The sequence below is a fragment of the Archangium minus genome, assembly GCF_044360475.1.
In the GTDB taxonomy this organism is placed as follows: Bacteria; Myxococcota; Myxococcia; order Myxococcales; family Myxococcaceae; genus Archangium; species Archangium minus.
Genome location: NZ_CP043494.1, coordinates 8,004,044 through 8,025,835, shown reverse-complemented (window position 1 = coordinate 8,025,835; position 21,792 = coordinate 8,004,044). Strand labels below are relative to the sequence as shown.

The window sequence follows — 21,792 nt, the reverse complement described above, 5'->3', positions numbered from 1 at the left end:
TTGGGCCTCGCGGCCCCTGGTGCCACGTCGCGTGCTTTGCACCTACGTGTTCACCGTGCAGCATCCCTCGGATCACGGCCACTTCGCCCTCTTCAACACCGCGTCCGCGATTTTCTCTTCCCTGCGTTTCGTGTCACCCACCCAACTACTCAGGTTCGGGACGGAGCACGACTTCTCTGGTAACCTCCGAAATTTTCGGAGGTGGACCCGATGTTCGACGAAGACGGTGGACAGGCAGGACGCGAGCTGCCCTGGCGGTTGGAGCCCGGAACGGAAGTGGCTGGCTTCGCCATCGAGGGGCTGCTCGCCGCTGGGAGCTTCGGCACGGTGTACCGAGCGAGGCGAGGGAGGCGACCCTTCGCCATCAAGCTGGTGGGCATCGAGCCTCGGAGCAACCGGGAGGTGGACGCACTGCGCTTGATGCGGCACCCGAACGTGGTGAGCTTCCACGGGTATGGCTTCTGGCCAGACGATGAGCCGCGCTACCTGGTGCTGGCCCTGGAGCTCGTGGAGGGCCGTCCGCTGGATGTGTGGGCGAAGGAGGAGAACCCCTCCGCGCTCGAGCTCGTGATGCAGGTGCTGCTGCCGTTCGCACTCACCCTGGCGGACGTCCATGCTGCTGGCGTGGTGCACCGGGACCTCAAGGAAGCCAACATCGTCGTGCGCAAGGAGGACGGGCAGCCGGTGCTGGTGGACTTCGGCGCGGCGGTCCTGGAAGGAGCACAGCGGCTGACGATGCGGATGCCGCCCGGCACCCCGGAGTACCGCAGCCCCGAGGTGTGGCGCTTCGCGCGGGAGTGGGAGGGCGAGCACTACCCGTTCACGCCAGGAGACGACCTGTGGGCGTTGGGCGTCATCACCTACCTCCTGCTGACGCGCCGGCTTCCCTTCGGGGATAGGAACGACCCGGACATGGTGGGGGCCATCCTCGGGAAGACCCCTCCGGCGCCGCACGAGCTCAACCCGCGCGTGCCTCCGGCCCTGGGTGAGCTGTGCCTGCGGATGCTGGAGAAGGCGCCCGGAGCCCGGTACGCGGATGCGAAGGCGCTCGCGGAGGCCCTGTCCGGGGCGTGGGCCCAGGCAGACAAGTCCTGGCGTGTGCCGCTGTTCCCTGGACCCGGCCGCGAGGAGCGTCCGGCGCCCGTGCCCACTCCGGCGCCAGCGGAGCCCGAGCACCAGGGTCGCAGGTGGGGGCGGCGCGCGATGCTCGTTCTCCCCGTGGTGCTGGGGGCGGCCTTCCTGCTGACACCGTCCACCCAACGTTTAGAGTCGGCTCCCTCACTCCCACCCCAGCAGGCCACTCTTCGCCAAGAATTGGCGCCAACGAAGGTGACGGGAGAAGTTGGGCAAGACGCGGGACCTCAGAAGTCACCCACCCCCGCGCCCGTCGCCACCGCGACGAACAAGAGCGAGGATCCCAAGATGACGAAATCCCAGAAGACCCGTGCCCTGCTTTCCGCCTGCCTCGTTGCCACCTCCGCCTGCGGGGGGGGGCCGTTGCTGCGTCCGCCGCCGAAACCCGAGGCGTGCCCGCCGGGTTACGAGTCGGGCCACGCGAGACTCCGTATCAGAGAAGGGCAGACAAATCCCATCGTCATCCGTCCTTACAATGGCAATCCTGATAAGGGCATTCCTCCTCCCAAAGAAGCCATTCTGACCGAGCGTGAGGCCGAAGCCGAGATCCTCGGCTATTGGGGGGAACTCCAGAGCCGGAGCGTTGTCCGTGGCAGGCTGTTTCTCGGGAACGGGCGAGTCTATGGTCGTTTCACCGAAGCCTACCCGAGCAGCAGTGAGAGTGTGCCAGTCTGCATGGAAATCGTGTCTGATGTTGACGTGAAGCCCGGTTGGGAGATGGAGCCAGGCAGTACCTCCAAACAGGCTATCGTTAGCAGCGTAGTCGTTTTGAAAGCGGTCCGGGAGTTCCACTAACCGGAGCCGGAGGTCCTTGCCCGTGCTACCCCCTTCTCCCACTTCCATCCTCTTGCTCATGCTTCTCCAGGGCGCACCTGTCGAGCAGTCGCCCAACATCGGGGCTTGCGAGAATTTGAAGCGTATCGAACTGGCGTTGGCTCCTGCGGGGCCGGCCCGAGAGATTTGCGTCAGCCCAGGGCTCATGACGAACATCGTCTTCGATGAGCCCACCGATGTGGAGCTGCAGGACGAGGTGCGTTTCCTGGAGGTGACACGGGGGCGCAACATCATCAGCATGCTGCCTCCTCAGGACATGGTGCCAGGGGAGCGCCTCCGGCTCACGGCACGCCTCGGGGATGGGCCCGCTCAGCAGCGGGCCACCTTCACGCTCGTGGCTCAGTCGGGGCGGGCGACACATCAAGTGGAGGTGTATCGAGACTATCGCTCCCGGGAATCCTTCCTGCATGAGGTCGCTCAGGAGCAGGCGAAGAACCGGGAGCTGCGTGCGGAGATTAGACTGATGTGGGCCCGACTCGCGCAATCAGGTGGGATGCGGAGCCTGATTGCCGAGAAGAAAATGGACAAGCAAGGCGTCGAGGTCCGACCATTGAGCAGAGAGAATTCGCTCATTCCATCGAAATCCGAAGCCCTCTCGCTTCTGGTGGCGTACAGCTATCGCGCGGAAGGGGGCATCGCGGCGCAGGTGTTGCTGTTGAACTTGAGTTCTGAGCCCTGGGCAGTGGTCGACGCTTCGCTAGTGGACGCCGATGGCAGGGTGGTACAGGGGCTGAAGTTTCGGCAGGACACGCCCATTGCTCCCATGCGTGACGGTCCGGTCATTGTAGAGGCTGATAGTTCCAGAACGGATGCTCGTGGTGAATTGTCTCTCACGCTTTGGGGCGACAGCGCGCGCAGCATTACCTTCCACAGGCTGACCTTTCCGTAAGTCACCGTTTATTGCTTCCCAATCTGCCGATCCCAGGCATGCAGCAGCGCGAGGATATCCGATGTGCATGCTCCGGATACCCGCTCGAAAGCTCGCACATCGAGTTGGGCAAGGCGCTCGCGCTGAAACCCGGGATCGGCGAGCACGTCGCGGTGCTTCAGACCACGCGATGAGGTGAGGACTCTAGGAAGCTGCCGGAGGATGGCCTCGATGCTTTCCTCCCGCGTTGCTCTCGCCATTCGTTCCGCAGCCCTCTCCAATCGCTCACGAACCGAGGCCGAGGCGTCTCCTTCAGGGCACCACGCATCCATGGCCCAATCGCGAGCGGCCATCATCAATTCATCCAAGGTGAGCGTGTCGTTCGGGCTGTTGAACAGATAGCGCGCGGACTGGAGTGGCTCCCAGAAACGCAGCAACGCTTGGAGGCGCAATGCCATGCGCTCCGCGCTTTTTGGTGCTGTTTGCGCAATCGCGAAATACAGGGCGCCCCAGGCGGTTTCACGGCAAAATGCCTCGTAGTGGTCGTCTACTTCGTACGTGTCTGGCCAATCCAGGGCTTCGCACAAGCTGCTCTTGACATTCGATACCATATAGAGCCGCCATGCTGAGCGCTCGCGATAGAAGTCGATCAGATCTTGTGTCACCACCGCTTCGCCAGGGCGCACCTCCAGCAACTTGGCAGGAGAGGGAAGGGAGCCGTCCTTCCGGTAGTGTTCGCCACATCGCAGCCCCTCCCTTTGCGTCTTTTGTTGGACTTCGGGATAGGTGCCATGCAGGAAGGATGGCAGTTGCAGAGAAGATGTCTGTCCGGGCTTCATAGCGCGTGTTCTATCAATCGGGCGGATTGTTCCTAATTGGTGTAGGGGTTCAAACCGCCTCGTCGGGCAGGAGCGTGCGCAGCAACTCGTCGTCGGGGCCGCACGGGCGCCAGCCGGGCGGCGGTGGGGTGGCGAAGAGCGCATCACTGACTTTCCTGGCGCGCTCCTTATGAGTTTCAGGGGTGTAGGCAATCCACGAACCGAGTGCCTCGGCAACCTTGAAACGGCTGTCGTCGTCCATCTCGGCCGCCGGCCAACCCTCTGGGACGCTTTGGGTCCACAGACGCGTAAATACATCTCGTACAAAACGCGTGACCCGCTTGCGTCGCTCCGCCTCGGCAGTTTGGTCGCTGGCTTCGTCGCATCCAGCAGCTCGGCTTCCGCGACTTGGGGATGCGCGTCCACGTCGCATGTCTCTACGTGCAGTCACTTCACCTCTTCCCACGGCAGGCCAATGCGGCATGGGGAATGTTGCAGGACACGGAGCGAAGAGTTCGCCGACTTCGTCGAGAGAACCCCCTCCGTGAGGAACACCTAGAGGCTATTGCGCACGCGAAGAAGGTTGCCCGAGTTCCGTCCCCCCTTCTTCGATAACGTGAGCGGTATTAGGAGGGCGCGACCTCCTGCTGAAAAGTGCGGAGCGCTGGCAATCGGAGCGGAACTGTGCCTCGTTCCAGAGGGGGAGGGCGCGCTGGTAGTTGTCGCAGATGCGCTGGGCGGCCTCGGCTGCGGTGAGCTGGCGTTGGTGCAGGGCCTGGAGGCGCTCCCACCACAGCGTGCGGCCGAGTGCGAAGCCGATAAAGCCCTGAAAGGGCGCGGCCACCCTCAGACACCGCTCCAGTCCCTCCCAGTCTTCGTGCCGATTTTGCGTAGGGGTTCAAACCTCCTCGTCGGGCAGGAGCGTGCGTAGCAACTCGTCGTCGGGCCCGAGCGGGCGCCAGCCGGGCGGCGGTGGCGTGGTGCGGAGCGCTGCTCGGGCCTGCTTGACACGCTCCTTATGTGTTTCCGGCGTGTAGGTCGTCCAACGGGCGAGTGCGTGGGCGACATCGAAGCGGGTCGCGTCGTCCAGCACGGCCGGCCAACCGTTCGGGAGATGCTGAGCTAGTTCGCGCACGAGTTGCCCGCGCACCAGACGCGTGACCCTGCGGCTTTGCTCAGCCTCGGCAACCAACCCGCTGAACACCTGCACTGCCGCAATGTCATCAGGACCAAGCTCATCCGCCAGTTCCACTAGCGAAGCGGTGGGGCGCGCTTCGGCGAAGGCGGTGAGCGAATCATAACCGCGCTCACGTACCCTCTCATACAGGCGCGCTTTCACGTTGCCCTGCCATGCACGTCCGTCGCTCATGGTCTTCTCCACCGGACAAATTTCATTGGGATTCTGTACTCCTTCATATAGCCCGCGACGGCTTTCAGAATCTCATTCCGCGTCAACATCCGGCCAGCTTCGGCCTCTGCCTCGTACAGCGCCTCCATGATCATCCGGTTCCATTCACCGGGCCATGTACGCCCCAACTTCCAGTTTCCACCGCCATGGATGGCCTCGTGGTGCGCCTGCTCCAGCTTGACGCAGAACTCGTCGATGTCCATCTCCCCCGTGAGGCCGCGCCTCTCGAACCACGGGCGGAACTCCTTGGGCAGGATATGGTGCCTCGGCGGCTCGGCCATGCCAGCCCCCCGTCTTTCCCGTCTCGTGCATAGCCCCCACCTCGGGCCCATCACCCAGCGCCTCACGCACGCCCCTCGGCAGCTCGCCATGCGCCTGCGCGAGCATCACCTGGCTGGTCTGAGTCCGCACGGCGGCGCTGACGACGGGCAGGGAGAGGACGCCCGCGCGCACCAACTGCCGCACCAGCTCCACCCACTCAGCGGACACGACAATCCGCGTGCCCATCATCACCCCGTCGCCGCCTACCGCCAGGCCAATACCCACCAGGGCGGGAGCGGACGGAGGCGCCGAGGGCAGCGAGAACCTCATCGTCGAGAGCATCGTGGCAGTCTCGATGGCTTCCTTGAGCACCAGCACCTTCTGAAGGTTCTCCGCCGCCACGCGCATTCTCTCCACAGTGGCAGCGAATTCGTTCGTGAGGTGACCTACCAGCGGGGGCACGTCTCGCGCCGCGGCCTCTACCTGCTCGTGCTCCCGGGAGGAGAGCGCCCTCATGGCGGGCTCGAGCATCTCCTGCCTGCGCCACATGTCCGCGAAGAGCGTCTCCACGGGGTAGAGGTGCTGTTTGAGCGCGATGTCGGCGAGGTTGAGGAAGTCGAGCCAGACGGCGATCAGGAGCGAGCCCATCATGGCGGCTTCCAGCCGAGGGCCGGCCACGCGTAGCAGGGCGAGCTGCATGTCCGGGTCCTCCACCTCCGAAGCCGCGTTGGCCAGTTGGGTGGCGGCGGCGAGCTGGGCGTCCATCCACCGCACTTGCGTGGCGCCATAGTCGGCGTAACGGAGGAAGACAGCGTTTCCGCTGGCGAGGCCCCGGCCACTGGCCTTGAGCCGGGCGAGTTCGCCGGAGATGCGACGGGTGGAACCTGATACTTCGCGAAGGGCACCGCGAAACGCCAACTGAGCCGCGAGGGCTCTCTGCCGCGCTTCTCTTTCCGCGCCATCCGAGCCCGCCGCTGTCACCTCACGCGCGGACCGGCGCCGGTGCACTCGCTCCGGTATCTCGGATTCAGGCGTTGAGACGAGGAGGCGGGGAGACTCGACACCCGGCCCCTGGGCCGATGCAGGCCCCGTGGCCTCGCCCGGCGTGTAGTGCAGGTGCGTCCCACTGCCGGACGGTGGCGTCAGTGACGCACAGCCGGCGGACAGCAGGGCCAGGGCGAGCAGAAGGCCCACCCATCGGGCCGGGGTCGCTTGGGAGAGCAGCAGCACCAGCAGCGTGGACGTCATCAGCGCCTCCGATGGGGAACTCCCACTCTAGCGGGTATCTCCGACAGATCCGGATAGCCAAGAGAAGGCGGGTGAGTGCGACCTGATTCCCAGGTCCAAAGATTCCGACCACTTAATTCACCTGGATGCGTGAGGTGCCGCGAAGGCAGCACCCGCGTCAACCGGCGCGCAGGGGTGTAGCCCAGGTGTGAATCGGAGCGCGGACTTCAGGCGGGCGCGACCTCCTGCCCTGCGTTTCGCGGATGTGCTCGTCATCGAAGAAGGAGAACTCGGAGGAGGGCCACGGCGCGTGGAGACGTTGAGCTTCAAGAGCCGCAACTTCTCGGAGCTAGGCGTCAAGGAGCTGGGAGCGCAGATGCTTGAGGACGCGAGGGACGCTCTGCGAAACTACGGCGAGACCCTGGACATCCGACGGGACTCCCTCCAGCCCCTTCTCCGCGAGGGAAGCAAGGTGCCCGTCCAGCGGGTCCGCCTCATCTACGAAAGGGGTGAGCTCAAGCCTACGAACGTAGTCGTGTTGGAAACAGCCGTGAGCGCAACCAAGGAAAAGGTTCCGGGAGTGGAGGTTCTGTTCCAATGAAGGTGCTGAAATTTCATGCTTCGAGGGGCGAGGACTACCTCCTGCTCTCTTTCAACGGTACCTTCAGTCCACAAGCAGCGCTGGAGAGCGAATTTGCGCCTTTTTTCCAGGCGCTCGAGGAGTGCGCTGGCGGGTGGATGCCGGACGTCGTCCATGGCAAGCGGCAACGCAGATACTCCCGCGCCGCCATCTGGAAGTCCCTGGAAGAGGAGCGCGACGAAAACATTTCGTCTATCGGGCTCTACCGGACGGAGTGGCCTGCATTGGACACATGGCTCTGGCTCTCGCTCCCACCACGGCATCCCAAGCTGAACATCATCCTCAAGGTGAAGCCGCTCTCTTTCTTCGCAGAGACGGATCGCTGTCGCCAATTCATGGAAATGGTGCGCGCCTGGGCTAACCGCTACCCAGTCACGCATGCTTGGGCCCACAGCAGTGATGATGCGCAGTTGGCGGGCTCTCCCCGCTTTGGTCGCGATCAGCAGACCTCCATTCAAGACGGGTTCGACAAAATCTACGAGGTGTATTGGCTCAACGTCTTCGGACCCAAGCTGGTGGAAACCGTTGGCCGCGAGCGTATGTTGTCCACGCCGGCCCACTGGGTAGAGGAACTGCCCAACGGCTCCGTCCTCATCATGACGTGGCCCACCGTGGCGGATTTCGCCAGCAAGGAGGCACGGCTCGCGCAGGCCCGCGCCCACGCTCACCTCCGGCCTGACCTGGACTACGACACCGTGCTGCGTACCCTGAGCGAGCGCAGCACCCTGCTTGCCCCTGTGGAGCCTCGCTTCCACCCGGACGTGGCGCCGCTCCTCTCGCGCGTGGTGAGTTTCGTTGCCAGCCACGAGCGCCAGCGAAAGATCGCCGAGCTCAACCTCTGGCAGCCGCCCGAGCCCGAGGAGTGGTGCCCCGCCGAATCTGTCCTGCCCCCGGACGTGGACGACCCGGAAGGCACTCTTGAACATTACGACACTCTCGCCGAGCACCTCGTGGCCCTGCTGCACACCGAGGCGCCTTCCGTCTTCGCGGCCAAGCCTGAGTCGCTCGCTGACGTCGACTTCTTCTTCTGGCGCGAGGAGTTCCCGACAAGCCGCCTGCGAGAAGCCATTGACGAGCATGCGGTGCCTGCTATTGGCGCGTATCTGGGCGAGGTGATGGTGCGTAACCTGGGCGGCAGATGGATTCCGCGAAAGAAGCTCGAAGAGACTCAGGTACTCGTGGGCAACCGTGTCTGGCTTCCCTTTGTCCGGGCACGCCATTACATGCGCTCGCGACAGGCGCTGCTGGACTACTCCCTCACCAGGTTCTACCGCGTAGCCGAGCGGCACCGGGGCTGACGCTTGAGGTGCTGCGAAGGCAGGAGTACGTGATTCAGGATGGCGCGACCTCTTGCTGCATTGCGGAACGCTGGCAATCAGAACGCAGCAGCGCCTCGTTCCAGAGGAGGAGGGCGCGTTGGTAGTTGTCGCAGATGCGCTGGGCGGCCTCGGCAGCAGTGAGCTGGCGTTGGTGCAGGGCCTGAAGGGGCTCCCACCACAGCGTGCGGCCGAGTGCGAAGCCGATAAAGCCCGGAATGGGTGCGGCCACCCTCAGGCAACGCTCCAGTCCCTCCCAGTCCGCGTGATGGTCGAGGATGATACAGGACACGTGCTCTCGGCCTCCCTCGCGGGCCTGCAGGGCCACGCGCAGACAGTCCTCCGTCCGGTCCAGGCTCTCGAGCATCCAGATGTCCGGCTCCACTCCGCCCGCCTGCAACTCGCTCATCGCGCGCACCACGAGCGAGGGTCGCAGCTCGTGGTCATAGCGGTCCTCGTCTCCTCCAAGGGCCTCGAGCTGCGCCTGGGTCGCCGGCACTCGCAACTCCAGCAGGAAGCGGCGCCCATGCGCTTGCAGCCATTCCGTCAGCAGGGCGAGTCGCTCCGTCCGACGGGCGTTTATCTCTTGCTCATCCTCGGGGTTGTAGCGCACCCGTGCCTGCGTGAAGGCGGGGTCGAAGGTCTCGATGTGAGGCCCCACGCACGCCCCCTCCCCAAGGTCGAGCTCCTCCTGTCCGTTCTTCTCCGCGGCCATGGCGAGCAGGATGCCCTCCTCAAGGGCCTGTCTCGCCACGTTGTTTCCGTACTGCCCATCCACCAGGATGCCCGTGCCGTCGTGTTTGACGCCCCGCCGGAGGGCTAACCGGAATCCGGTGTAGATGAGGGTCTTCATGTGGCGGATGGCCTCCGCCTCGTCGGGTGTGGGGGGACCGGACAGCCCGAGCAGTGCGTTTTCGAAGGAATGCCGCTCGTCGAAGGCGAGCAGGTACAGGTGGGGGACGGGGGCGGGTTGAAGCGTGGACATGAGGAATGACCGGAGGTGGGCTCTCCTTTTAGAAGGTGAGGCACCTCGGCACGGGCTGGCAGCCCGGAAGTCCCCAGGTGCGAAGCAGTGGGGCGGGTCGATTGGAACAGGAGCAGGCCACCTCCCAGGCTCGCGGACCCGGACCTCGCTTTGTGCGCGGGAAGATGTTCTCCATGACACCCTCTCGCACCAGAGGGTGGGCGGCTCGCCCAGGCGTGCGAATGTTCCCGGAATGAACGCACCTTCCGAACCCCCCCGGACTGCCGTCGTCCTGCTTCACGAGGAAGAACGAGGCTTGGGGCAGCTCGGCCCCGCGTTGCGGCGCTCGGGCTTCACCCTGGATGTCCGTCTACGAGCCCCACCGCGCCCCGAGGATGTGGAGGCGGACCTGGTCGTGGTCCTGGGCGCGTCCCTGGGCGAGCTCGGGGCGGAGGCCGCTCCTCTTCTGGAGGAGGAGCGGCGATTGCTCGCACGCCGCTTGGAGGCAGGGCGGCCAAATCTGGGCCTCGGCCTGGGCGCGGAGCTGCTCGCCGCCGCGGCGGGTGCCCGCGTTCATCCGGGAGACAAGGGGCCGGTGGTGGGCGTGCACCCGGTGTCCCTGACGGTGGCGGGGCTGGCCGACCCGCTGTTCGCTGGCTTCGAGGAGTTCTTCGACGTGCTGCACTGGCACGGGGACACCTTCGAGTCCGTGCCGGGGGCGCAGGTACTCGCCTCGAGCTCCCGCTACCCGCACCAGGCCTTCCGGGTGGGCGCCTCCTATGGCGTGCAGTTCCATCCCGAGGTGGACGTGGGCATGTTCGAGCGCTGGGTCCGGGCCTCGCCCGGGGATGTGAACCGCGTGGGGCTCGGGGCCGAGGAGCTGCTGGAGCGAGAGAGCTCGCGGCTGGCTCGGGTGCAGCAACACGCAATGCTGCTGGTGGAGCGGCTGGCCCTCTTCTTCGCGCGGCAGGTGGGAGCGGGAGGAGGGGAGCGCTACCTCTTCACCGTGGACTCCACCCACCGGCTGGCGGGCCGAGGCGTGCTGCTCTCCCCTGGCATTCCCCGGCGCACCCCCATCGTCCGCGTGGGACAGGCCATCTCGCTCGAGCGTCCGGATGGCTCGCGTGTGGGGGGCACGGTGCGAGGCATGGCCAGCTTCGGGGAGACCGGGGCGGCCATCCCCCTGCTGGTGCTGCTGGATGAGCCGGACGCGGAGGTGCCCCCTGGCTCGGAGGCCCTCACCTCCGCGCCGCTGACGGTGTAGCCCGCGCCGCTCCAGCGCGCCTTGGTGGCTGCTCGCCGCACAGGCCGACGAACGGTGCTCGTCGGCCATGCAGCCCTGCCGCTCAGGCGAGCAGGTACCGGTAGAGCACCTCCGCGGCGCACGCCGGCTTGGACTCGCCCTCGATTTCGATGGTCGCGAGCAGGAGGGCCTCGACGCCCTTGGGGACGTCCTTGAGCTCCGCCAGCTTCAGGCTCAGCCGGTAGCGGGCCCCGAGCTTGAGCGGGGTAGGGAAGCGGACCTTGTTCAAGCCGTAGTTCAGGACGAGGGCGAAGCCTCGGATGTCGACGGTCTCGAAGAACAGCCCGGCGATGCGCGAGACGCTGAAGTACCCATGCGCGATGGGCACTCCGAACGGCGACTCGCGCTTGCACCGCTCGCGGTCCACGTGGATCCACTGGGAATCGCCCGTGGCCTCGGCGAAGCGCACGATGTCCTCGTACGTGAGTTCCTTCCACTCGGAGGCTCCGAGCTGCTGTCCAACTACCGCCCGAAGTCCGTCGAGACCCTCGATGATCGTCTTGTTGGCCATGGCTCGCCCATAGCACGAGGGGGCGAGCCCGTCATGACGCCATCTGACAACTCGAGGACGGGACGTGAGCGCCGACGCGTCTTGAGGTGGGCCACGGGGGTGCCCGATGATGGCGTGCCCCCCTTGCCCCCGGATGACCATGCCTCGAGCCGCGCTGATCCTGCTCCTCTCGCTGTGCGTCCTCACCCCGCAGAGGGCCCATGCCGACGTTGTGACCCGCGTCCGGGACTGGTTCGCGAACCTGGGTAAGCCGAAGCCTCCAGAGCCGGAAGATCTGGGGGCGCGCAACACCTTCACCCTCAACCCGCTGGCGCTCAGGCACTCACAGCTCGGAGTTGAGTATGAGCGGGCCTTCGGGAAGGGCTTCTCGATCTACCTGGGGCCCGAGTTCGCCTATGGCCGCACGCCGGAGCTCTGGCACCTGTCGCTGTCGGGAACGCTCGGCACTCGGCTCTTCGTGCTCGGGAACGCGCCGAGCGGCATCTTCTTCGGACCCGAGTTCAGCGTGAACTATCAGCTCCGCTCCGAGAACCACGTGCGGCGCAGGGCGATTGGATTGGGGCTCGGCGGGACCGTCGGTTGGACCCTGGTGCTGTTCAACCGGTTCACGCTCTCGGCGGGCTTCTCCGCGCAGTACCGCTCGGTTCCCGACCTCGAGGCTCCCGGAGAGGGGGCGCTCCGAGTGGAGCTCGTCCCCACGCCGCGCCTGGCCTTTGGCGTGGCCTTCTGAGCGGTCCGCTCACGGCGCTTCGCGCACGAGCTTCCCGAAGGGCGTGAGGGCGAGCATCGCCAGCTTGACGTGCTGGATGGCGAAAGGGATGCCGATGATCGTCACCGCGAGCCCCAGGGCGAGCGCGATGTGGCTCAGGAAGATCCACACCCCGGCGACGACGAGCCAGAACACGTTCAGCACGCAGCCAATGGTGCTCTCTCCTGGCGCGTCGACAATGTCCTTGCCGAAGGGCAGCAGCCCCAGCCCGGCCATCTTGAAGCACTGCACCCCGAAGGGGATGCCGACGATCGTCAGGCAGAGCAGCAGGCCGCCGAGCAGGTACTCGAGCCAGATGACAAATCCGCCTCCGAAGATGATCCAGAGGATGTTCAGGAGCAGGCGCATGGGGACAGCTTAACGCGAGGCTCAGCGGAGGCGCAGGCCGTAAATCCACTCGCCGCGTGTGGCCAGCACGGCCATGTCATTGAACACGGCGGGGGAGGCCTCGATGCCGCCTTTGAGTTGGAGCGAGTGCAGCGCCTCGCCGGTACGCGCGTCGAGCAGGTGCACCTGGCCGCTGATGTCGCCTTGCAGGATGAAGGAGTGGCCTTGCTCGTCCCGGCAGGCAGTGGGCGAGGACCAGGCGAAGTGAGCCAGAGGCCGACGCCAGAGCTCCGCGCCCGTGGCCTTGTCGAGCGCCACCATGAGACCGCTGGAGAAGTTCGGGCATCGCGAGAGCGTAAAGACGACCTGGCCTGCGACATCCCCTGTGCCGACCAGAGGCGTGGCGAAGACGCCCGCGTCGATCTTCTTCGGCTCGCGTGCACCCTGGCAGGGGTAGGCGCGCTCCCAGAGGACCTTGCCGGTGAGGCCGTCCAACTTCCGCAGCCACGACTGACCCCGGGGCCCTGTCTTGTCCACCTCGGTGCCGGTGTAGAGGACGGGGCGGTCCTCCTCGAGCTCCACCGCGAGGCTGGCATCCGTGTCATCACCCGCGGCGAAGGCCCACACCGGCTTGAAGGTTCGTAGGTCGAGCGCCTGCAGCGTGCCGCCGTTGTCGGCGAAGAGGGCCAGGTTGCCCACCACGGAGAGGGAGTTCTCGATGCCGTAGTGCCTGCCTCCGGGGGGCGCGTAGCGGTAGCGCAGGACTTCGGGACGGACCTTCAGCGTGAGCGCGATGGAGTCGAAGTCGGTGTTGAGCCGCAGGACGTAGAAGAGGCCATTCTCACCCCCCACGATGTAGCTGTCGGTGGAGCGGTTGAGCAGACCGGAGCTGTCGAAGGCGCCCCAGCCCTTGCGCGGTGACTTCGCGTCCCTCCCAGGGAGGAAGAAGATCTGCTGGTGAGTGATGAGGTTGTAGACGCGCAGGCCAATGGGTTTGCTCTCCGGGATGCCCTGGCCAACGAAGAGCAGGGGATAGCCGCGAGGATCCAACGACACGCTGCCCTTGATGGGGTTTCCGGTGGAGATGGGGCGGCGCGTGGGGCGGCCGGTGCGTAGGTCCAGGAAATACACAGAGCCATCGAGCGAGCCCTGGATGACCTCGACGAAGCCATCCTCGAAGCGGCGGGGGCCAAGGCGGCCCATGGAGTGACGGATGACGGCGGGCCACTGGACGATGGCTGGCTGGCCCGTCCAACCGGCGCCTCCGCCCCAGTGGCTGCGGCTGCGGCCGGTGGTGGCAATCCACGCGACCTCGAGCTTCCGCTCACGCAGTGGACAGGTGCCCCAGGAGCCGCCCGTGCGGGTAGGGCCTCCGCGGAACGTGAAGACTCCGGGGATCTCCGAGTAGCGCTCGGGGAAGAGCTGGGTCAGGCGAGCGGGTGGTGCGTCGAGCACCGCGCCCGCGAAGATGACGCTGTGCTCGAGCGCAGTCCCCTCTGACGAGAGCTCGAAGGCGCGGGGAGAGGTGCGTGGGGCGGAGTCCGTGGCCAGAGCAGAGCGCGGTGTGCTGGCGATGCAGGCCACAAGCGTGGCGAGGATCACCGTGTACCGCGTCTGCCATCTCCGAGGTGGGTCCATGTGCTCACGGTTCGTGGAAGATTGATGGTAGTCGTCAGAACCAAGCCAGGGCCAGTCCTTGTCCCTTTCACGGGAAGTGTAGGGCTCCAGGCCCTGAGACTCAGGAGCCAGAGATGAAGCTTGTATCGAGCAGTGCAATCGTGACGGGAGCGGGGCAGGGGATTGGATTGGGAATCGCCTCGCGACTGATGCGGGATGGAGCCAACGTGCTCCTCGTTGGCCGGACCCCGGAGAAGGTGGAGAAGGCCGCCGCGGAGCTCAACCGCGTGATGGAGGGGCGCTCGCGGGCGGTGGCCTTCGCGGGAGATGTGGTCCGGGCGGAGGACGTGGCCCGGGCGCTCGAGGTCGCCACGCGCGAGTTCGGTCTGCCCGGCATTCTGGTGAACAACGCTGGGACGGCGACGATCCGCCCCATCCTCGACCTGCCAGAGGAGGAGTTCGACACGATCGTGGACATCAACCTGAAGGGCCCCTTCCTGTTCACGAAGGCGCTCGCGCGGGCGCTCGTCGCGGCGAAGACGCCCGGGTCGATCGTCAACATCTCCTCGTTGAACCAGACGGCCGTCACGGATGGTCTGGCCCACTACTGCGCCTCCAAGGCGGGGCTGGCGAACTTCTCGAAGGTCGCGGCCTCGGAGTTGGGGCGGTACGGAATCCGGGTGAACGTCGTGGCGCCGGGAGCCATCCTCACGCCGCTCGCCGAGTCGGCGGGACTCATGGAGGGGCCCATGGGGCGGGAGTTCCTCGCTCACACGCCGCTTGGCAAGACGTGCGGCGAGCCCGAGGACGTGGCGAAGGTGGTGTCGTTCCTGTGCAGCGAGCTGGCGTCGTGGGTGACCGGAGAAACCATCGCGGTCGACGGCGGCAATCACATCCGCGGGCTCCACAGCTACGCGGACACGCTGGGCATCACCCCCAAGGTGGGGTGAGCCCGAGCGCTCCAACGGTAAGCGCCGGTGGTTCTCCACCGGCGCCACCGCCGTGGCTCACACGACGACGTTGACCAGCCTGCCCTTGACCACGATGACGCGGCGGACGCTCTTGCCCTCGATGTGACGCTTCACGGCCTCGAGCTCCAGTGCGCGCTGCTGCAGCAGGGCCTCGTCCGAGTCCCGGGGCACCACGAACGTGCCACGCAGCTTGCCGTTCACCTGGACGGCCACCTCCAGCGTCTCGTTCACCGTCAGCGCCGCTTCGTACGTGGGCCACGGCTGCGTCGAGGCGAACGGCTTGTTCCCGAGCCGCTCCCACGCGGCCTCCGCCAGGTGGGGAGCGAACGGGCAGAGCAGCAGGACGAACGTCTCCAGGTCCGCCCGAGTGGCGCCCTGTCCAAGCGCGCTCGAGTATTCCATCAGCGCGGAGATGGCGGTGTTGAACTTGAACGACTCGATGCGCTCGCCCACGGCCTTGATGGTGGCGTGACGGAGCCGGAGGTGCGTGTCCTCGGTGGGCGCCTTCGCCGGCTCCCACTCATCGACGATGCGCCAGGCGCGCGAGAGGAACCGTGCGACGCCCTGAATGGCGCGCACGTCCCACGGCTTCGCCTCCTCGAAGTCGCCCATGAACATCTCGTACAGACGCAGCCCGTCCGCGCCGTACTTCTGGATGACCTCCTCGGGGTTGACGACGTTGCCCCGGGACTTGGACATCTTCTCGATCTGCGCCACGAGCTTGCCGCCACCCTTGAGCGTTGGCGGGTCCGTGCTGAAGTCCACCGAGTCGTACGGGTGGTAGGCGCCGCGCTCGTCCTGGTAGCTGTACGCGAGCACCATGCCCTGGTGACGCAGCTTCAGGAAGGGCTCCTTCACGGAGAGCAGGCCCAGGTCGTAGAGGAACTTGTGCCAGAAGCGCGCGTAGAGCAGGTGGAGCACCGCGTGCTCGGCGCCGCCGATGTACACGTCCACCGGCATCCACGCCTTCACCAGCTCGGGATCAAACGGAGCCCGCTCGTTCTTCGGGTCGATGAAGCGCAGGAAGTACCAGCACGAGCCCGCCCAGTTGGGCATGGTGTCCGTCTCGCGCTCGCCAGGGCCGCCGCACTTCGGGCACTTCGTCTCCACCCAGCTCCGGATTGCCGCCAGCGGGGACTCGCCCGTGCCGGTGGGCTCGTAGCGCTCCACATCCGGGAGCATCACGGGGAGCTGCTCTTCGGGCACCGCCACGGGTCCTCCGCACGCGCCCTTGCAGTGGATGATGGGGATGGGCTCACCCCAGTAGCGCTGGCGGGAGAAGACCCAGTCGCGCAGCCGGTAGCTCACCGCCGCCTTCCCCGCGCCCTTCTGCTCGAGCCAGGGGATGATCTTCTTCTTCGCCTCCGCGGTGGGCAGCCCGTCGATGGGCGGTGAGCCGGTAGCCACGCCCTCCTCGGTGAAGGCCTCTTCCTGGACGTCCCTTCCGCCCTTCACCACCTCGATGATGGGGAGCCCGAACTTCTTCGCGAAGGCATGGTCGCGCGTGTCGTGCGCGGGCACGGCCATGATGGCACCCGTGCCGTAGCCGGTGAGGACGTAGTCGGCGATCCACACCGGCACAGGCTGGCCCGTTGCCGGGTTCGTGGCGTGGGTGCCGGTGAAGACGCCGGTCTTCTCCTTGGCGAGGTCCGTCCGCTCGAGGTCGCTCTTGCGCCGGGCCTGCTGTCGGTAGTCCTCGACGGCTGCCTTCTGCGCGGATGTCGTCAGGGCCTCGACGAGCGGATGCTCGGGGGCGAGCACCAGGTACGTGGTGCCGAAGACGGTGTCTGGCCGAGTGGTGAAGACCTTGATGGGCCCCGCGGGCGAGGCGAAGTCGATCTCCGCGCCGGGGGAGCGGCCGATCCAGTTGCGCTGCATGGACAACGTGGAGTCGGGCCAGTCGACGCCGTCGAGGTCATCCACCAACCGGTCCGCGTAGCGGGTGATGCGCAGCATCCACTGGCGCATGGCGCGGCGCTCGACAGTGGTGCCGCAGCGCTCGCATCCACCGTTGTGAACCTCTTCGTTGGCGATACCGGTGCGACAGCTCGGACACCAGTTGATGGGAACGTCCGCCTGATAGGCGAGACCCCGCTCGAAGAGACGGAGGAAGATCCACTGCGTCCAGCGGTAGTAGGACGGGTCCGCCGTGGAGATCTCCCGGGACCAGTCATAGGAGAGGCCGATGGCGCGGATCTGCCGCTTGAAGGTGGCGATCGCCGCGGCGGTGGTCTTCGCCGGGTGGACGCCCGTCTTGATGGCGTAGTTCTCCGCGGGGAGCCCGAACGCATCCCAGCCCATGGGGTGCAGGACGTTCCAGCCCTGCATGCGGCGGAAGCGCGAGAGGATGTCGGTGGCGGTGTAGCCCTCGGGGTGGCCGACGTGGAGGCCGGCGCCGGAGGGGTAGGGGAACATGTCGAGGATGTACGCCTTGGGACGGGAGGCATCGGGCGTGCCCGCGCGGAAGATGCCGGCGTCCTCCCACTGCTGCTGCCAGCGGGCGTCGTTCTTCTGGGTATCGAGTGACGTCATGGGGGGCCCTTTATAGCCCATCAGTGCACTTTGCGTTGAATGAGCACGAGAGGCGTCCGTCTGCAGGCGCGCGGATTTCCTCCGCGTCCTGAAATCCAAAGGAAGACGACATGACGAAGAAGAATGTGGTGTTGGGGTGTGCCATGGCGGCGGTGCTGGCGGGGACGGCTGCGTGGGCGGGGAGCAGGTATGTCGGACCGGTCACCATCAACCTGTCGGCGAAGGAGGCGTACGGCACCTTGGGATCCGCTCGGAACAGTCAGGATGCGCTCCAATTCATCACCTGCGACGCGCACGCCTTCAACGATGGTAGCAAGCACATGAGCTGTACCGCGAAGAATGCGTCCGGCACCTCTGTCTATTGCACGTCGACGGTGCCGGTCCTGGTGGAAACGGCGAGGAGTCTCTCGGGAGACGCGTTCGTCTTCTTCGAGTGGGATGCGAGTGGCGCGTGCACGTATCTGGGCGTGGGCCACAGCTCTGAGTTCGAGCCGAAGCGTCCGTAATCCAGCAGGAGAGGGAGCGCGGCCCACGAGTCCGCGCTCCCTCCCAGCACCTGAGAGGGATTTCCGATGCAGACGCAGATGAAGCTGCTTCTCCTGGTGACACTGGGGTTGGGTGGTGGCCTGGGCTTCCTCGCGGGCAGAGGTACGGCTCCCGAGACGTCTCATGATGAGCTGCTGAGCCTGCTCACGCAGCAGGGAACGCAGTTGGCGGCCTTGGAGGCCCGGCTCGGCTCGGCTTCGCAGCAGGCACGCTGTGCTGTGGCGTCACCGGCTGGGGCTCCCGGCATCGACGCTACGTGGCTCCAGGCGGAGCTGTCCCGCATCCTTCATGAGGAGCTGGGCTCGCGGCGCGAGGAGGAGAAGCAGGCGCGGACGCCCGCTCCGGAGCCCTCGACGGAGAGCCTGATGGCACTCCAGGAGGGTCACCGCCTGGTCGACGAAGCCAGCAGCGCTCGGCGATGGCGAGAGGAGGATGCGCACGCGATGCGGCGCGTGCTGCGTGGGCTGAACAGTGCCCAGCGGGACGAGCTCATGCGGCGGTTCGCCGTCCTGGTCAACGCGGGCGGCATTGACGTGCAGGTGAGAGGACCTCCCTTCTGAAGCGACATCCCCCTGCTTGAGCGCAGCCTCGAGGGTCACAGGTGCCTTTGTCACTCTCCGGCGAAGTTTGAGCAATAGAAGACAAACGCTGTGGGTGGAAAGGAGTGAGACCTCGCCGAGCAGTTGGGGCGAGAAACGGGCTTAAACCCGAAAAAATGCGTGAGCCACTCATTAAGGGCGTCGTGCTTCTGCTCGACCCAAGCAGGGCCGACGTTCATCCGCTGTCTCGAGGGTCCCCCAACCCTCATCAATCAAGGAGAACTTGATATGTGGCGACAGTCATTGAGTGGCCTTTCGAAGAGCGTCCTGTCCGCGGCCATGGTGTTCTCTTCCATGGCGATGGGACTTGCTTCTCAAGAAGCGGAAGCGGCCTGTCGAGGCGCCTGGGCCGAAGGGTCGTCCTATAACGTGGGCGACGGTGTGACGTACAACGGCGGCAGCTACACGGCGCTCGTCTCGCATACGGCCTGTGTCGGTTGCGGCTGGAACCCCGTGGCGGCAGCGTCGCTGTGGAAGCAGGGCGGCGACTGCGGTGGCGGTGGTGGCGATGGCGGTGGGGGTGACGGCGGTGGTGGCGATGGGGGCAATGGCGGCACCGGGCTGCGCGCCATCCTCAGCGAGGCCACGTTCAACGCGATGTTCCCCGGCCGTAACAGCTTCTACACCTACTCGGCCCTGGCGGCGGCGGCGGATACCTTCCCCGGCTTCGCCACCACGGGTGACCTCGACACGCGCAAGCGTGAGGTGGCGGCCTTCCTCGCCAACATCGCCCACGAGACCGGCCACCTCGTGTACGTCGAGGAGATCAACAAGAGTGTCATGTGCGACACCAGCTGGGGCCCCCCGGGCTGCAGCTGCGCTCCGGGTAAGTGGTACTACGGCCGTGGCCCCATCCAGCTGTCGTGGAACGGCAACTACTGCGCCGCTGGTAACGCGCTCGGCGTGGACCTCATGAACAACCCTGACCTGGTCGCGCAGAACCCCACCATCGCCTGGCGCACCGGCATCTGGTTCTGGATGACGCAGACGGGCGCGGGCTCCATGACGGCGCACAACGCCATCGTCAACAACAGGGGCTTTGGTGAGACCATCCGCACCATCAACGGCGCCCTGGAGTGCAACGGCCGCAACCCCGCCCAGGTGCAGAGCCGCGTGAACAACTACCTGAACTTCACGAGCAAGCTGGGCGTGAGCCCCGGCGGCAACACCGGCTGCTGAGCCACTCGCGCTTCGGTAGCAGCCTGAGCCCCGGGGGAGGACTTCCCGGGGCTCTTCCTTTACACCCTCTTGTCCCAGGCGCGCATCGCGATCTCCGCGAGGGCGAGGAGCTCGGCTTCGCTCGCGCCGTCCTGCGCCTGGACCGACATGCCCTGGATGATGGCGCCGAAATACCGGGCGAGCGCCTCCGCGTTCGTCCCGGCCGGCAGCTCTCCTTGGGCAATGCCCCGAGCGATACAGTCCCTGAGCCGCGCCAGCGTGTCCGCTCTCAGTCCGGCGACATGCTCGGCGATCGGCTGGTTCTCGGCCGCACACGTCAGGACCGCCGTTGAGATCATGCATCCCTGAGGGTGCTTCCGACTGGTGAACTCCCGGGCGGACTCTCGCAAAATCCTGTCGAGGGCCGCGCGGGCGGTCGGCTCCTCGTCGAGCGCGCGGGCGGTGAAGGCGCCCTGCTCGGCCCGGTAGAGCTCCAGGGCCTGGCGGTAGAGCTCGGCCTTGGACCCGAACGCGGCATAGAGACTGGGCGCCGTGATGCCCATCGCCTCCGTGAGGTCGGTGATCGACGCGCCCTCGTAGCCAAGTCGCCAGAACACCTTCAACGCCTGCTCGAGCGCCCTCGTGCTGTCGAAGCCGCGGGGGCGTCCTCGTGGACGCCGTTCTGGGGGGGAGCTGTTTTTCATATCGATCGTTATTGAAATGGGGCGGCAAGCGCCTTATTTACGTAGCGGTCACTAGGAAAACAGGAGTGCCGCACCATGTATTCTGCCATCGCCACCCTCTTGGTGGTTGCCAGTCTTGGACAGGCTCCGGACGCCCTCGCGGTGCGTCTGGATGGGGTCATTGATCGAGCGCTCGCGGAGAAGCGGATTGTTGGAACCGTCGTTCTCGTCGCGAAGGACGGCGAGGTCATCTACCGGCGCGCCGCCGGCTTCGCGGATCGTGAGGCGGGGCGGCCCATGCGGGAGGACGCGCTGTTCCGCCTGGCCTCCATGTCCAAGCCCATTGTGTCCGTTGCCGCCTTGGCCCTGGTGGAGCAGCACAAGCTCTCGCTGGACGCTCCCGTCACGAAGTGGCTTCCGACCTTCCGGCCGAAGCTGGCGGACGGCCGTGAAGCCGTCATCACCGTGCGCCAGCTCCTGACCCATACCGCGGGGTTGACCTATGGCTTCTTCGAGTCCGAGCAGGGGCCGTATCACCGGGCGAGGGTCTCCGATGGTCTGGACCTGGACCAGCCCGGTCTGACCCTGGATGAGAACCTTCGCCGTATCGCGTCGGTTCCGCTGTCGTCCGAGCCTGGGACGCGCTGGGGGTACTCCGTCGCAACGGATGTCCTGGGGGCGGTCGTCGCCCGCGCTGGAGGGGCGCCGCTGCCCACGGTCGTCGAGCGCCTCGTGACGCGCCCCCTGGGCATGTCGGACACGGGCTTCAGCGTCAAGGACGTCGCGCGGCTCGCGACACCCTATGCGGACGGGCACCCGGAGCCGGTGCGCATGGGCGAGTTGCACGTCGTGCCATTCGGGGGTGGAGGGATCCGCTATGCCCCCGGTCGTGCCTTGAACCGGCGTGCCTTCCCCTCTGGAGGGGCAGGCATGGTGGGAACGGCGGGTGACTTCCTGAAGCTCCTGGAGACCCTCCGAACGGGTGGCGCGCCGGTGTTGGCCGCATCCACCGTCAAGCAGATGACCGCTGCGCAGGTGGGGCCGGAGGCCGAGACCCAGGGCCCTGGCTGGGGCTTCGGCCTCGGCGCGGCGGTGCTCGTTGACCCGGTGAAGGCCCGGAGCCCGCAGTCGGCTGGGAGCTACCAGTGGGGCGGGGCCTATGGCCACAGCTGGTTCGTCGATCCAGAGCGCCGCTTGACGGTCGTGGCACTCACCAACACCGCGCTCGAAGGCATGTCGGGAGCCTTCCCCGTGGCCATCCGCGACGCCCTCTACGACACCGGCAAATGAAGGGGGGAGTGCAGCC

Annotated in this window: 21 protein-coding genes; 11 read left to right on the top strand and 10 right to left on the bottom strand. The window is 66.2% G+C overall.

Annotated elements, in window-relative coordinates; translation table 11 throughout:
• Positions 1–210 precede the first annotated feature (210 nt).
• Both F0U60_RS32555 and F0U60_RS32550 read left to right on the top strand, forming a co-directional pair.
• A complete protein-coding gene (locus tag F0U60_RS32555; RefSeq protein WP_395805719.1) occupies positions 211–1,929 on the top strand; it encodes a serine/threonine protein kinase in 1,719 nt (572 codons plus the stop codon).
• Between the two features lie 58 nt (positions 1,930–1,987).
• Positions 1,988–2,857: a DUF2381 family protein gene (locus tag F0U60_RS32550; protein WP_395825561.1), complete on the top strand. Its 870-nt coding sequence runs from the start codon at positions 1,988–1,990 to the stop codon at positions 2,855–2,857.
• 8 nt (positions 2,858–2,865) lie between these two features.
• Here the strand turns inward: F0U60_RS32550 and F0U60_RS32545 are convergent, their stop codons facing one another.
• The 4 genes from F0U60_RS32545 to F0U60_RS32530 form a co-directional block, all read right to left on the bottom strand.
• The gene (locus F0U60_RS32545; RefSeq protein ID WP_395805717.1) at positions 2,866–3,675 is read right to left on the bottom strand and encodes a hypothetical protein; all 810 of its coding nucleotides are present in this window, start codon (positions 3,673–3,675) and stop codon (positions 2,866–2,868) included.
• Between the two features lie 49 nt (positions 3,676–3,724).
• Positions 3,725–4,087 carry an NUDIX hydrolase gene (locus tag F0U60_RS32540; RefSeq protein ID WP_395805715.1) on the bottom strand — a complete coding sequence of 121 codons (363 nt, stop codon included), beginning with the start codon at positions 4,085–4,087 and terminating at the stop codon, positions 3,725–3,727.
• A 465-nt stretch (positions 4,088–4,552) separates the two neighbouring features.
• Entirely contained in the window at positions 4,553–5,023 is a 471-nt protein-coding gene (locus F0U60_RS32535; RefSeq protein WP_395805713.1) for an NUDIX hydrolase, read from the bottom strand.
• A complete protein-coding gene (locus F0U60_RS32530; RefSeq protein ID WP_395805711.1) occupies positions 5,020–5,394 on the bottom strand; it encodes a DUF2380 domain-containing protein in 375 nt (124 codons plus the stop codon). Before F0U60_RS32530 ends, F0U60_RS32535 begins: the two co-directional genes overlap by 4 nt.
• A gap of 1,466 nt (positions 5,395–6,860) precedes the next feature.
• On the opposite strand from F0U60_RS32530, the gene F0U60_RS32525 reads away from it, so the two are divergent.
• Positions 6,861–7,151 carry a hypothetical protein gene (locus tag F0U60_RS32525; protein WP_395805709.1) on the top strand — a complete coding sequence of 97 codons (291 nt, stop codon included), beginning with the start codon at positions 6,861–6,863 and terminating at the stop codon, positions 7,149–7,151.
• Positions 7,148–8,488 (top strand): hypothetical protein, encoded by a 1,341-nt coding sequence (locus F0U60_RS32520; protein ID WP_395805707.1) that lies wholly within the window; start codon positions 7,148–7,150, stop codon positions 8,486–8,488. The genes F0U60_RS32525 and F0U60_RS32520 overlap by 4 nt, the downstream gene beginning before the upstream one ends.
• Before the next feature lie 34 nt (positions 8,489–8,522).
• Here the strand turns inward: F0U60_RS32520 and F0U60_RS32515 are convergent, their stop codons facing one another.
• Positions 8,523–9,671, bottom strand: a complete 1,149-nt coding sequence (locus tag F0U60_RS32515) for a 2-deoxy-5-keto-D-gluconate 6-phosphate aldolase domain-containing protein (protein ID WP_395805705.1) — start codon at positions 9,669–9,671, stop codon at positions 8,523–8,525.
• A gap of 115 nt (positions 9,672–9,786) precedes the next feature.
• Here F0U60_RS32515 and F0U60_RS32510 point away from each other — a divergent pair, with 115 nt between their 5' ends.
• Positions 9,787–10,734 (top strand): type 1 glutamine amidotransferase, encoded by a 948-nt coding sequence (locus F0U60_RS32510; RefSeq protein ID WP_395805703.1) that lies wholly within the window; start codon positions 9,787–9,789, stop codon positions 10,732–10,734.
• Positions 10,735–10,816: 82 nt separating this feature from the next.
• Here the strand turns inward: F0U60_RS32510 and F0U60_RS32505 are convergent, their stop codons facing one another.
• Positions 10,817–11,284, bottom strand: a complete 468-nt coding sequence (locus F0U60_RS32505) for a MaoC family dehydratase (RefSeq protein WP_395805701.1) — start codon at positions 11,282–11,284, stop codon at positions 10,817–10,819.
• A gap of 139 nt (positions 11,285–11,423) precedes the next feature.
• Here F0U60_RS32505 and F0U60_RS32500 point away from each other — a divergent pair, with 139 nt between their 5' ends.
• Complete coding sequence (locus tag F0U60_RS32500) at positions 11,424–12,014, top strand: hypothetical protein (protein ID WP_395805699.1); 591 nt, start codon at positions 11,424–11,426, stop codon at positions 12,012–12,014.
• A 9-nt stretch (positions 12,015–12,023) separates the two neighbouring features.
• Here the strand turns inward: F0U60_RS32500 and F0U60_RS32495 are convergent, their stop codons facing one another.
• Both F0U60_RS32495 and F0U60_RS32490 read right to left on the bottom strand, forming a co-directional pair.
• Positions 12,024–12,401, bottom strand: a complete 378-nt coding sequence (locus F0U60_RS32495) for a YccF domain-containing protein (protein WP_395805697.1) — start codon at positions 12,399–12,401, stop codon at positions 12,024–12,026.
• Between the two features lie 21 nt (positions 12,402–12,422).
• On the bottom strand, positions 12,423–14,018 hold the full coding sequence (locus F0U60_RS32490; protein WP_395805695.1) for a PQQ-binding-like beta-propeller repeat protein: 1,596 nt from the start codon (positions 14,016–14,018) through the stop codon (positions 12,423–12,425).
• A gap of 113 nt (positions 14,019–14,131) precedes the next feature.
• On the opposite strand from F0U60_RS32490, the gene F0U60_RS32485 reads away from it, so the two are divergent.
• The gene (locus tag F0U60_RS32485; RefSeq protein ID WP_395805693.1) at positions 14,132–14,947 is read left to right on the top strand and encodes an SDR family NAD(P)-dependent oxidoreductase; all 816 of its coding nucleotides are present in this window, start codon (positions 14,132–14,134) and stop codon (positions 14,945–14,947) included.
• Positions 14,948–15,004: 57 nt separating this feature from the next.
• Here F0U60_RS32485 and leuS read toward each other — a convergent pair whose 3' ends face one another.
• Positions 15,005–17,500, bottom strand: coding sequence for a leucine--tRNA ligase (leuS, locus tag F0U60_RS32480; RefSeq protein WP_395805691.1), 2,496 nt, complete (start codon positions 17,498–17,500; stop codon positions 15,005–15,007).
• Between the two features lie 110 nt (positions 17,501–17,610).
• Between leuS and F0U60_RS32475 the strand changes: the two genes are divergently transcribed.
• The 3 genes from F0U60_RS32475 (at position 17,611) to F0U60_RS32465 (ending at position 19,824) form a co-directional block, all read left to right on the top strand.
• Positions 17,611–18,006 carry a hypothetical protein gene (locus tag F0U60_RS32475; RefSeq protein ID WP_395805689.1) on the top strand — a complete coding sequence of 132 codons (396 nt, stop codon included), beginning with the start codon at positions 17,611–17,613 and terminating at the stop codon, positions 18,004–18,006.
• A 78-nt stretch (positions 18,007–18,084) separates the two neighbouring features.
• Positions 18,085–18,606: a hypothetical protein gene (locus tag F0U60_RS32470; RefSeq protein ID WP_395805687.1), complete on the top strand. Its 522-nt coding sequence runs from the start codon at positions 18,085–18,087 to the stop codon at positions 18,604–18,606.
• Positions 18,607–18,873: 267 nt separating this feature from the next.
• Positions 18,874–19,824 (top strand): glycoside hydrolase family 19 protein, encoded by a 951-nt coding sequence (locus F0U60_RS32465; RefSeq protein ID WP_395805685.1) that lies wholly within the window; start codon positions 18,874–18,876, stop codon positions 19,822–19,824.
• Positions 19,825–19,883: 59 nt separating this feature from the next.
• Here the strand turns inward: F0U60_RS32465 and F0U60_RS32460 are convergent, their stop codons facing one another.
• Positions 19,884–20,507 (bottom strand): TetR/AcrR family transcriptional regulator, encoded by a 624-nt coding sequence (locus F0U60_RS32460; RefSeq protein WP_395805683.1) that lies wholly within the window; start codon positions 20,505–20,507, stop codon positions 19,884–19,886.
• 75 nt (positions 20,508–20,582) lie between these two features.
• Between F0U60_RS32460 and F0U60_RS32455 the strand changes: the two genes are divergently transcribed.
• Positions 20,583–21,776 (top strand): serine hydrolase domain-containing protein, encoded by a 1,194-nt coding sequence (locus tag F0U60_RS32455; protein ID WP_395805681.1) that lies wholly within the window; start codon positions 20,583–20,585, stop codon positions 21,774–21,776.
• Positions 21,777–21,792 lie beyond the last annotated feature (16 nt).

What these genes read in the sequence shown, in the direction of transcription:
- F0U60_RS32555 (WP_395805719.1), top strand. Translation starts at nt 211, where the DNA reads ATGTTCGACGAAGACGGTGGACAGGCAGGACGCGAGCTGCCCTGGCGG.
- F0U60_RS32550 (WP_395825561.1), top strand. Translation starts at nt 1,988, where the DNA reads ATGCTTCTCCAGGGCGCACCTGTCGAGCAGTCGCCCAACATCGGGGCT.
- F0U60_RS32545 (WP_395805717.1), bottom strand. Translation starts at nt 3,675, where the DNA reads ATGAAGCCCGGACAGACATCTTCTCTGCAACTGCCATCCTTCCTGCAT.
- F0U60_RS32540 (WP_395805715.1), bottom strand. Translation starts at nt 4,087, where the DNA reads ATGCGACGTGGACGCGCATCCCCAAGTCGCGGAAGCCGAGCTGCTGGA.
- F0U60_RS32535 (WP_395805713.1), bottom strand. Translation starts at nt 5,023, where the DNA reads ATGAGCGACGGACGTGCATGGCAGGGCAACGTGAAAGCGCGCCTGTAT.
- F0U60_RS32530 (WP_395805711.1), bottom strand. Translation starts at nt 5,394, where the DNA reads ATGGGCCCGAGGTGGGGGCTATGCACGAGACGGGAAAGACGGGGGGCT.
- F0U60_RS32520 (WP_395805707.1), top strand. Translation starts at nt 7,148, where the DNA reads ATGAAGGTGCTGAAATTTCATGCTTCGAGGGGCGAGGACTACCTCCTG.
- F0U60_RS32505 (WP_395805701.1), bottom strand. Translation starts at nt 11,284, where the DNA reads ATGGCCAACAAGACGATCATCGAGGGTCTCGACGGACTTCGGGCGGTA.
- F0U60_RS32500 (WP_395805699.1), top strand. Translation starts at nt 11,424, where the DNA reads ATGCCTCGAGCCGCGCTGATCCTGCTCCTCTCGCTGTGCGTCCTCACC.
- F0U60_RS32495 (WP_395805697.1), bottom strand. Translation starts at nt 12,401, where the DNA reads ATGCGCCTGCTCCTGAACATCCTCTGGATCATCTTCGGAGGCGGATTT.
- F0U60_RS32490 (WP_395805695.1), bottom strand. Translation starts at nt 14,018, where the DNA reads ATGGACCCACCTCGGAGATGGCAGACGCGGTACACGGTGATCCTCGCC.
- F0U60_RS32485 (WP_395805693.1), top strand. Translation starts at nt 14,132, where the DNA reads ATGAAGCTTGTATCGAGCAGTGCAATCGTGACGGGAGCGGGGCAGGGG.
- leuS (WP_395805691.1), bottom strand. Translation starts at nt 17,500, where the DNA reads ATGACGTCACTCGATACCCAGAAGAACGACGCCCGCTGGCAGCAGCAG.
- F0U60_RS32475 (WP_395805689.1), top strand. Translation starts at nt 17,611, where the DNA reads ATGACGAAGAAGAATGTGGTGTTGGGGTGTGCCATGGCGGCGGTGCTG.
- F0U60_RS32470 (WP_395805687.1), top strand. Translation starts at nt 18,085, where the DNA reads ATGAAGCTGCTTCTCCTGGTGACACTGGGGTTGGGTGGTGGCCTGGGC.
- F0U60_RS32465 (WP_395805685.1), top strand. Translation starts at nt 18,874, where the DNA reads ATGTGGCGACAGTCATTGAGTGGCCTTTCGAAGAGCGTCCTGTCCGCG.
- F0U60_RS32460 (WP_395805683.1), bottom strand. Translation starts at nt 20,507, where the DNA reads ATGAAAAACAGCTCCCCCCCAGAACGGCGTCCACGAGGACGCCCCCGC.
- F0U60_RS32455 (WP_395805681.1), top strand. Translation starts at nt 20,583, where the DNA reads ATGTATTCTGCCATCGCCACCCTCTTGGTGGTTGCCAGTCTTGGACAG.